General features: G+C 66.4%; 9 protein-coding genes. 6 read left to right on the forward strand and 3 right to left on the reverse strand.

The genetic code is table 11. From position 1 onward, the window contains the following. The first annotated feature begins 198 nt into the window (after positions 1-198). The 4 genes from GEV01_RS18585 (at position 199) to GEV01_RS18600 (ending at position 2,477) form a co-directional block, all read left to right on the forward strand. On the forward strand, positions 199-918 hold the full coding sequence (locus tag GEV01_RS18585; protein WP_152807030.1) for a choice-of-anchor J family PEP-CTERM protein: 720 nt from the start codon (positions 199-201) through the stop codon (positions 916-918). A 68-nt stretch (positions 919-986) separates the two neighbouring features. Beyond that, on the forward strand, positions 987-1,304 hold the full coding sequence (locus GEV01_RS18590) for a hypothetical protein (protein ID WP_152807032.1): 318 nt from the start codon (positions 987-989) through the stop codon (positions 1,302-1,304). 98 nt (positions 1,305-1,402) lie between these two features. Beyond that, a complete protein-coding gene (locus GEV01_RS18595; RefSeq protein ID WP_152807034.1) occupies positions 1,403-1,894 on the forward strand; it encodes a glycine zipper 2TM domain-containing protein in 492 nt (163 codons plus the stop codon). Between the two features lie 142 nt (positions 1,895-2,036). Next, complete coding sequence (locus tag GEV01_RS18600; protein WP_152807036.1) at positions 2,037-2,477, forward strand: hypothetical protein; 441 nt, start codon at positions 2,037-2,039, stop codon at positions 2,475-2,477. Position 2,478: 1 nt separating this feature from the next. Here GEV01_RS18600 and GEV01_RS18605 read toward each other — a convergent pair whose 3' ends face one another. Genes GEV01_RS18605 through GEV01_RS18615 form a run of 3 tightly spaced genes read right to left on the reverse strand, consistent with a single transcriptional unit; the run spans position 2,479 to position 5,715 of the window. Beyond that, positions 2,479-3,663 carry an ABC transporter permease gene (locus GEV01_RS18605; protein WP_152807038.1) on the reverse strand — a complete coding sequence of 395 codons (1,185 nt, stop codon included), beginning with the start codon at positions 3,661-3,663 and terminating at the stop codon, positions 2,479-2,481. Positions 3,664-3,718: 55 nt separating this feature from the next. Beyond that, positions 3,719-4,465, reverse strand: a complete 747-nt coding sequence (locus tag GEV01_RS18610) for an ABC transporter ATP-binding protein (RefSeq protein WP_328595551.1) — start codon at positions 4,463-4,465, stop codon at positions 3,719-3,721. Continuing rightward, a complete protein-coding gene (locus GEV01_RS18615) occupies positions 4,462-5,715 on the reverse strand; it encodes an efflux RND transporter periplasmic adaptor subunit (RefSeq protein WP_235914414.1) in 1,254 nt (417 codons plus the stop codon). The genes GEV01_RS18610 and GEV01_RS18615 overlap by 4 nt, the downstream gene beginning before the upstream one ends. 224 nt (positions 5,716-5,939) lie before the next feature. Between GEV01_RS18615 and GEV01_RS18620 the strand changes: the two genes are divergently transcribed. Both GEV01_RS18620 and GEV01_RS18625 read left to right on the forward strand, forming a co-directional pair. After that, positions 5,940-6,911, forward strand: a complete 972-nt coding sequence (locus GEV01_RS18620) for an alpha/beta fold hydrolase (protein WP_152807041.1) — start codon at positions 5,940-5,942, stop codon at positions 6,909-6,911. Between the two features lie 65 nt (positions 6,912-6,976). Continuing rightward, on the forward strand, positions 6,977-10,182 hold a 3,206-nt coding region (locus tag GEV01_RS18625; protein WP_152807043.1), incomplete at its 3' end, for an MHYT domain-containing protein.

The following is a 10,182-nucleotide window of genomic DNA, read 5'->3' on the forward strand; positions in this document are numbered from 1 at the left end:
ACCGCCCCTTCGCCACGCCACCGTTGTTGTTTTTGTCCTAAATCATATAAATCATATGCAAACTTGTTTAAATTTTCATATTTTTATTATGCATATGTTATCGTTTGTCCATGCAAGCTCATCCGTAAAAAGATTGCATGGCCCGGCGTGGCGGGGGCCTCGCCGGATTTCATTAGATTGCTTGATGGAGGTGTAGAAATGGCTGTTTCGTTTAAATCTGCTGTGATTTCCTCGCTGTTCCTGGCATCCGTTTTGAGCGCAGGCGCCGCTTCGGCCAACGCGCTCACCGAGAATTTCGACGGCGGCGTGCCTGCCGGCTGGACGGTGGTCAACAACAGCGATCCACTGGGCTCGACCGACTGGTTCCAGGGTAATCCAACCGTATTCAGTTCGTACCAGGGTGCAGCCAATTCCTACATCGGCGCCAACTTCAACAACGGCGCCGGCGTGGCCAGCATCAGCAATTGGCTGATCCTGCCTACCTCGACCTACCACAACGGCGACACCCTGTCGTTCTACACCCGCACCGTCGACGGTTCGTCCTGGCCCGACCGCCTGGAAGTACGCTTCAGCAACATCGGCGGCACCAATGTCGGCAACACCGCCGACAGCGTCGGCTCGTTCAGCAGCCTGCTGCTGTCGGTGAACGGCGGCCAGGACGTGGGCGGCTACCCTGAGGCATGGACCAAGTACAGCGTCACGCTGAGCGGCCTGTCCGGCGCCACCAACGGCGCCTTCGCCCTGCACTACTCGGTCGATGACGGCGGCCCTGCCGGCGACAATTCCAACTACATCGGCATCGACAGCCTGTCGGTAACGGCCGTGCCGGAACCTAGCACCTACCTGATGCTGGGCGCCGGCCTGGGCCTGGTTGGCCTGGCGCGCAAACGCAAGGCCAAGGCCTCGCAAGTAGCTTAAGCAACATCCTCGGCAAACCCGGACGGCGCCGCGCCTGTGCGCGCGGCGCCGTCCGGTAAAATGGCGCGATGCCTGCCGCCAAACTCCCCATCTTCCCCGGACCGCTGACCGCACGCGGCGCCGTCCTCGCCGTGCTGATTTCCGATGCCGACCAGACCGGCGTCCCGCCGCTGCAGGGACGCACCTCGCTGGCCGCCATCGTCAAGGCGCTCAAGCGCAAATACCATTGGCCGGTCGAGACCAGCAGCTTCCCGTCCAACACCGGCGACGGCCGCGCCAGCTGGGCCACGGTCTACAGCCTGCCGCCCGCCGTCATCGCCAGGGCGCTGGACCACGGCGGCCGCGAATGGCTGGAGCGCCGCAGCGCCGCCCGCCGCGCGCCGTAACATCTGCTTACGCTGGAAACACTTTCTGCGTCACCCGCTTTGTTCTCCAGCCCGTTATATGGGCAAGCGCCACCGTGGCGCAATATTGGAGAACAAAAATGACGATCGCTCAAACCACCCGCATCCACCCACTGATGGCCGTAGCCGCCGTGTCCCTGACCCTGGTCAGCCTGGTCGGCGCCGCGTCGATCGCCGGCCTGCTGCCGAGCTCCCATGCCACCCCGGACACCGCGCAGGTCGCCGCCAGCGTCGCGCCGTCGGCCCAGACGATGAATGGCCAGCCGCTGACCGCCCAGTCGCAGCAGGAAACCCGCCCGGCCGTGGTTGAACACCGCACCGTGGTGCACCACCGCGACGCCCCGGCCCGCAATGTCAGCCACACCGACTACAGCGCTCAGTCCGCGCCTGTGGCGCAAGCTCCTGCGCCGGCACCGGTCGCCCAGAACAGCCCGCTCGGCATGGGCATAGGCGCGGTGGTTGGCGGCTTGATCGGCAACCAGGTCGGCGGCGGCAAGGGCAAGACCGCAGCCACCATCGCCGGTGTGGTCGGCGGCGCCTACGTCGGCAACGAGATCGCCAAGAAAAACTAAGCACCCCGCACGCAACAACGGCCCGGCCCCGCACAGGGGACCGGGCCGTTTTGTTTGCGATGGCTCAATCCGGGTTTAGTTTCTCAGTGGAAAATATGACATAATACCTGCCGCCCTCTCCCCCGAACGCAAGCTTATCGTTATGACCATACCCACCGACCAACTCGAAGCCCCGCTGCAATTCTGGGAGTCGCGCGTCAAGGCCAGCCGCTGGCTGATCGTCAAGACGCTGTCGCTGGGCGTGCTGGCGGCCATCTGCGGCGTGCTGGGCCAGGGTTGGCTGGAGGACGCCAGCCCGCTGTTCCCCATCATCAGCCAGAACTACGGCATCTGGCAGGCCGGCTACCTGCTGGCCCTGCTCGTGGTATTCCTGATCTGGGCCGCCGCCATGCTGCAGAAATTCAGCCTGCTACGGAACAGCAAGCAGGGCCGCGCCATGCAGCAGCGCATCGACGAGCACAACGAGCGCATCGCCCAGAAAAAACTGGAAGCCAAACTGCGCCGCGAGCAGGAACAGAAGGAGCGCGAAACCGCGCCGTCCTTCTTCAAGAATTCCGCCCGCAGCGGCAAGTTCGACTACTGACCTATTCGTAGCGCAGGCAATCGACCGGCAGCAGGCGCGACGCACGCCGCGCCGGATAGAAGCCGAAGAACACCCCCACCAGGCTGGAGAAGCCGCACGCCACCACCACCGCCTGCAAGGTGATGAACACGTCGAACTTGCCGGTCGAGGTGATCGCCGCCGCCGCCCCGGTGGCCAGCATGATACCGAAGATGCCGCCCACCAGGCAGATCACCACCGCCTCCGTCAGGAACTGCAGCAGCACGTCGCGCGGCTTGGCGCCGATCGCCATGCGGATGCCGATCTCGCGGGTGCGCTCCGTCACCGACACCAGCATGATGTTCATGATGCCGATGCCGCCGACGATCAGCGAAATCGCGCCGATCAGTCCCAGCAACGCGGCCAGGCCGGCGCTGATCTTCTGCGCCGTCTCGGCGAACGAGGCCAGGTTATCGATGCGGAAATCGTCCGGCTGCTCGAACTTGATGTGGTGGCGGTCGCGCAGCGTTTCGTTGATGTCCTGGATCGCATCCTGCAGATTGCCGCCGGACTTGCCCTGCGCCACCACGTAATGCACATTGCCGGGGAACGGCAGCCGCACCAGGTTGGCCGCCGACGCCGTGATCGGCACCAGCACGTAGTCGGCCAGGTCGCCGCCGTCCACCTGCTTGCCCTCGCCATACAGCACGCCGACCACCTGGAAGGACACGTTCTCGATGCGGATGTACTTGCCCAGCGGGTCGACCTTGTAGAAGAACTGGTCGGCGATCTTCTTGCCGATCACCACCATGCGCGAGGCGGCGCGCACATCGGCGTCGCTGAAGGCACTGCCCTTGTCGATCTTCCAGCCGCGGATCTTGAACATGGCCGGCGTCACGCCGTGCACCGTCTTCGATGCGTTCTCGTTGCCGACCGCCAGGTTGAAGCCGCCCTGCAGCACGCCCGCCGCGCCGGCCAGCGACGGCAGCGCGTTCAGCGCCGCCGCATCGGCCATGGTCAACGCCGGCGCCGCGCCGGTACGCATGCGCTGCTGCTGCGCGCGGTCGCCGCCGGGCGAGACGAACAGCATATTCGTACCCAGCTGCTCCAGCTCCTTGGCGATGAAGCGCTTCATGCTGTCGCCGACCGCCAGCAGCAGCACCACCGAGGTGATGCCGATGATGATGCCCAGCATGGTCAGCAGCGTGCGCAGGCGGTTCGCCATCATCGAGCGAAACGCCTCTACCACTATCTGTAAAGGATTCATGATTGTTTTATATAGTTTATACGGTTAGTGCATCATGGCTCTGCGACATCAGCCGCAAGCCCTCGGCGGCCGGGCCGTCGTACAGCACGTGGCCGTCCTTGAGGCGCATCAGCCGCTTGCTGTAGGCCGCGATGTCCGGCTCGTGCGTCACCAGCAAAATGGTGATGCCGCGTTCCTCGTTAAGCTGCTGGAAGGAGCGCATGATTTCGATGCTGGTCTGTGTATCGAGGTTGCCGGTCGGCTCGTCGGCCAGGATCAGCGGCGGATCGCCCACCAGCGCGCGGGCGATCGCCACCCTCTGCTGCTGGCCGCCGGACAGCTGGTTGGGCGTGCGCTTGGCATAGTCCTTCAGGCCGACCCGCTCCAGCTCCACCAGCGCCTTGGCGTGCGCCTTCGAGCGCGACACGCCGGCGTAGATCAGCGGCAGCGCCACGTTCTCCGCCACGCTCATGCGCTTGATCAGGTTAAAACTCTGGAACACGAAGCCTATGGTGCGGTTGCGGATGCTGGCCAGCTCCGCGCGCGACAAGGTCAGCGTGTCGATGCCGTTCAAGTGGTAGCTGCCGCCGGTGGCCTGGTCGAGACAGCCGAAGATATTCATCAGCGTCGACTTGCCCGAGCCGGACTGTCCCATCACCGCCAGGAAGTCGCCGCGCGGCACGGCCAGGTCGATGCCGAACAACACCTGGGTTTCGACATTGCCGGAGAAGTAGCTCTTGGTGACCTGGCGGATATCGATCAGCAGTTGCGGCGCCGTCGTCACAGATCACCCTGTTTTTCGTTGATGGCGCGGGTGATCACCTTGTCGCCCTTTTTCAGCTCGCCGCCCACCACCTCGGTGTAGCGGAAGTTGGACAGGCCGATCTTGATATCCCTGGCCACCGGATTGTTCTTGTCGTCCATGGTGTAGATCTTGAACGAGCGCGCCAGTTCGCTCTTGCTGCGGAAGGCGGCGTCGTCTTCCTGCGGCGCTTCGACCACGGCCACGGCGGCGGCCGACGCGCTGGCGCTGCCGGCCTTGGCGGCGGCGGCCTTGTCCTTCTTGGCCTGCTTCTCGACCTCCTCGTCGCTGAGGCGGAAGCGCAGCGCCGCCGTCGGGATGCGCAGCACTTGCTGGCGGTTGCCGACCAGCAGGCGCACCTGCGCCGTCATGCCCGGCTTGAGCAGCTCTTCCTTGTTGTCCACGTCCAGCACCACGTTGTAGGTGACGACGTTCTGCACCACGTTGGCGGCCAGGCGGAACTGGCGCATGCGCGCATCGAACTCCTTGTCGGGATAGGCGTCCACCACGAAGCGGGCCGCCTGCCCATCCTTCAGCGCGCCGACATCGGCCTCGGAAACGCTGGTATCGATCTGCATCTTGGTCAGGTCGCGGGCGATCTGGAACAAGGTCGGCGTGGTGAACGAGGCGGCCACGGTCTGGCCCAGGTCCACCGTGCGCTTGATGATGACGCCGTCGATCGGCGAGCGGATCACGCTGTTGTCCAGGTCGGCCTGGGCGCGCGCCAGCTGCGCCTGCGCCAGCTGGATGTTGGCCTGCGCCACGTCGACCTCGCGCTTGGACTGGTCCAGCGCCAGCGGCGAGATGAAGCTCTGCGTCACCAGCGTCTGGTTGCGCTGGTGGGTCGCTTGCGCCAGGCGCAGGCTAGCCCGCGCCGACGCCAGCTGCGCCTCCACCTGGCGGATCTGGGCGTTGAAGATGGTCGGGTCCAGCTTGAGCAGCACCTGGCCCTTCTGCACGTGGTCGTTGAAATCCGCCTTCAGTTCGCTCACCGTGCCCGACACCTGCGAGCCGATGTTAATCAGCGCCACCGGGTTGATGGTGCCGGTGGCCGTCACCGTCTGCGTGATGTTACCGGTGTCGGCGGCGGCCACGCGGAAGCGCGGCGGCTCCACCACCGGGGCCTTGCTTTTGGAATACCAGGCGGCGCTGGCGCCGCCGATAACGAGCAGGCCGACGGCCAGCGCGATCTTCTTCTTGGTCAGGAAAGCCATCGTCTCTACACATCCCATAGGTGAGATCCGTCGATATGCGGATCAGCTCGCCAAGTATATGGCGTTTTGCAAAGAATGCAATCATGCAAGTCTTAAGCCCCGCCTCTCCCTTTCGGCGGGGATGGCGGCAACCCCATCGCGGTATGTGCAAAGTCGCAATCCGGGATTGCACGTATGGGCGTTCCCGGCGCGGGAAAAGCCCCCTACCATGGCTTCATCACTCACCCTCAAAGGAAGCCATCATGTCCAGCAGCGCAAGCCAGCAAGTCAATCCATCCCGTCGTTCCGCCATGGTCGGCGCAGCCGCCGCCGTGGCCGCCCTGCCGCTGGCCACCGTCGCCAGCGACAGCCATGCCGCAGCCGGCGCCAAGGTGCAAAAGCACGGCAGCACCATCACCACCCGCGACGGCGTCGAGATCTACTACAAGGACTGGGGTCCGCGCGGCGGCCAACCGGTGATCCTGAGCCACGGCTGGCCGCTGAACGCCGACAGCTGGGAGTCGGCAGCCTTCCACCTGGCCAACAACGGCTTCCGCGTCATCACCCATGACCGCCGCGGCCACGGCCGTTCGAGCCAGCCTTGGGACGGCAACGACATGGACCACTACGCCGACGACCTGGCGCAGCTGATCGAAGCGCTGGACCTGCACAACATCATCCTGGCCGGCTTCTCCACCGGCGGCGGCGAAGTGGCGCGCTACGTGGGCCGCCACGGCACCAAGCGCATCGCCAAGCTGGGCCTGATCTCGGCCGTGCCGCCGCTGATGCTCAAGACCGACACCAATCCGGGCGGCCTGCCGATGTCGGTATTCGACGGCATCCGCGCCGCCTCGGTCGCCAACCGCGCCCAGCTGTACCTGGACATCGCCTCGGGTCCGTTCTACAACTACAACCGTCCGGGCGCCAAGCCGTCGCAGGGCATCATCGACGCCTGGTATGCGCAAGGCATGCAAGCCGGCCACAAGAACACCTATGACTCGATCAAGGCCTTCTCCGAAACCGACTTCCGCGACGACCTGAAAAAATTCGACAAGCCGACGCTGGTGATCCACGGCGAGGACGACCAGATCGTGCCGATCGATGCCGCAGGCAAAGCCTCGGCCGCCATCGTCAAGCACGCCAAGCTGATCACCTATCCCGGCGCGCCGCACGGCCTGACCGACACCCACAAGGAACAGTTCAACGCCGATTTCCTGGCCTTCGCCAAATCCTGATACTAGCCGGTACTTGTTATGTGATAAGGTTTCTGCTGTGCCCAGTTCGCATCAGCGGAAACCTTATGAATCTCGATACTCTCCTGCAGCTGTTCGCGCCGCCCGCCGATCCCGCGCTGATCCAATACGGCAGCTACACGCCGTCGCTGGTACTGCTCTCCATCTTGATAGCCATCTTTTCCTCCTGGATGGGATTGCAGGTGGTCGCCCAGGCCCAGTCCAGCAAGAGCCGCGGCCTGCGCGCCATCATGCTGGGCACCGGCAGCCTGGCGCTGGGCTGCGGCGTCTGGGCCATGCACTTCATCGGCATGCTGGCGTTCAACCTGTGCACGGCGGTCGACTACGACCACGTCGTCACCATGCTGTCGGTACTGCCCAGCCTGGCCGCCTCCGGCATCGCCCTGTCCATCATCAGCCGCCGCCAGCTCGGCACCGGCTCGCTGCTGCTCGGCGGCCTGCTGGTGGGCGCCGGCATCGGCGCCATGCACTACACCGGCATGGCCGCCATGCGCATGTCCTTCGCGCTGTACTACGATCCGCTGATGTTCGGCCTGTCCATCGTGGTGGCCGTGGTGCTGGCCACGCTGGCGCTGTGGGTGCGCTTCGGCCTGCGCCTGCACACCAGCCTGTCGTCCAGCGTGCTGGGCGCGATCAGCGCCACCGTCATGGGCTGCGCCATCGCCGGCATGCACTACACCGGCATGGCGGCCGCGCGCTTCGCCGGCCAGGCGCAAGCCGGCGGCGCCCCCGAACAGAGCAGCACCTTCCTGGCGCTGGCGATCTCGCTGATCACCATCGCCATCACCATCTTCATCATGTCGGCCAACGGCCTGCTGCGCTACCGCGAACTGTTCCGCCAGAAAAGCGAAAGCGAAGCGTGGATGCGCGCCCTGCTCACCACCACCATCGACGGCGTCGTCACCGTCGACCGCGCCGGCGTGATCCATGAATTCAACGCCTCGGCCGAACGCATCTTCGGCTGGCGCCGCGATGAAATCGTCGGCCGCAATATCCGCGTGCTGATGGACGACACCCAGCGCTCCGAGCAGGACGGCCTGCTCAACTACCTGCGCACCGAGGACTCGGCCATCCCCGGCCAGGGCAGCGAAGTGATCGCGCTGCGCAAGGACCGCAGCCGGGTGCCGATCCGGCGCGCGCTGGGCCATGCGCGGCTGGCCGAGCGCGACCTGTTCGTGCTGTTCATCACCGACATCAGCGAACGGCGCGCCATCATGCAGGCGCTGCGCGACAGCGAGCAGCAGTTCCGCTCGCTGATCGGCAACATCCCCGGCATCTCCTTCCGCAGCAGCATGCGCTTCGACGCGCCGCCGGTGTTCGTCAGCGACGGCATCGAGCGCCTGGCCGGCTACCCGGCCAGCGATTTCGTCGGCGACGACCGCAGCCGCACATTGGGCAGCCTGATCGTGTCGGAAGACCGCGCCGGCGTCGAGGCCGAGATCGACCGCGCCGTCGACGAACTGAGCGCCTACCAGGTCGAATACCGGCTGCGCCACGCCGACGGCCACACCAGCTGGATGTGGGAGCACGGCGCCGTCACCCAGGACGAGAGCGATCCCGAACTGCGCTGGATCGACGGCGTCATCCTCGACATCAGCGAGCGCCGCCAGATGGAGCAGCAGCTGCGCAAGGCCAAGGAGACCGCCGAACAGGCCGCCGCCGCGCGCGCCAGCTTCGTCGCCAACATGAGCCATGAAATCCGCACGCCGATGAACGCCATCCTCGGCTTCACCGACGTGCTGCTGGACACCGAACTCGACGACAGCCAGCGGCGCCACCTGGACACGGTGCGCAAGGAAGGCCGCTCGCTGCTGCGCCTGCTCAACGAAATCCTCGACACCGCCAAGCTGGACAAAGGCGCGGTGGAGCTGGAGCCGGACGACTACAGCCTGCTCGGCCTGATCGACGAGCTGGCCTCCACCTTCGGCAGCAACGCCCGCAGCAAGGGGCTGGCCATCGACATCGTCTACGACCCCTCGCTGCCGGCCTGGCTGTACGGCGACGAGCTGCGCATGCGCCAGATCCTCGGCAACCTGCTCGACAACGCCATCAAGTTCACCGCCGCCGGCACCGTCAGCCTGCGCGCCGGCGCGGCCCAGGGCCAGCTGGAGATCGCCGTGCAGGACACCGGCATCGGCATCGCGCCGGAGCGGCTGGAAGCGATCTTCGATCCCTTCACCCAGGCCGACCCGTCGATGACGCGGCGCTTCGGCGGCACCGGCCTGGGCACCACCATCAGCCGCCAGCTGGTGGCGCTGATGGGCGGCAAGCTGTGGGCCGAGAGCATCCAGGGCGTGGGCACCACCTTCCACCTGACGCTGCCGCTGGAGCCGGCCCGCCACGACGGCAGCCAGAGCGCCGAGCGCAGCGCCTATCCGCTGCCGCCGCTGCGCGTGCTGGCGGCCGACGACGTGCCGCAGAACCTGGAGCTGCTGACCCTGCTGATGAACAAGCGCGGCCACACGCTGGAGCGGGCCGGCGACGGCGCCGCCGCGCTGCGCATGTCGGACGAGCGCAGCTACGACCTGATCCTGATGGACATGCAGATGCCGCAGATGGACGGCCTGGCGGCCACGCGCGCCATCCGCGCCCGCGAGCAGGCGCGCGGCACGCCGGCCATTCCCATCGTCGCCATGACGGCCAGCGTGCTGGCGGCGCACCGCGAGGCCGCCGCCGCCGCCGGCATGAACGGCTTCGCCTCCAAGCCGGTTGACTGGTATGCGCTGTCGCATGAAATCGCCCGCGTGATGGCGCTGCCGCCGCAGGAACAGGCGCCGGCCGTGGCCGACGCGCCGGCGCGCGCGCGCGTGCTGAACCAGAAGACCGGCCTGCAGCGCTGGTCCGGCGACGAGGTCAAGTACCACCAGGCGCTGCACCGCTTCGCCACCGACTACGGCGACGCCGCCACCTCGCTGGCGCGGCTGTTCTCCAGCGACAGCGAGACCCGGCTGGCCGAGGCGCAGGCCTGCTGCCACAAGGTGCGCGGCGTGGCCGCCAACCTGGGCCTGGAACAGCTGGCCGCCACGCTGGCGCAGGCGGAGCGGCTGTGCGGCTCGCCGCAGCGCGAGGCCGGCACGCCGACCCTGCCGACCGAACTGGCGCAGGTGCAGCGGCTGCTGACGGCGCAGCTGGATGCGGCGCTGAGCGCGATCCACGCCATCGAGACCCCGCGCGCCGTGCGCAAGGAACGCGAGCAGGCGGCCGAGGCCGCGGCGGCCGCGCCGGCCTTCGACGCGGCGCGCGCGCACGCGGC

The sequence above is a fragment of the Rugamonas rivuli genome (assembly GCF_009380165.1).
GTDB lineage: Bacteria > Pseudomonadota > Gammaproteobacteria > Burkholderiales > Burkholderiaceae_D > Rugamonas > Rugamonas rivuli.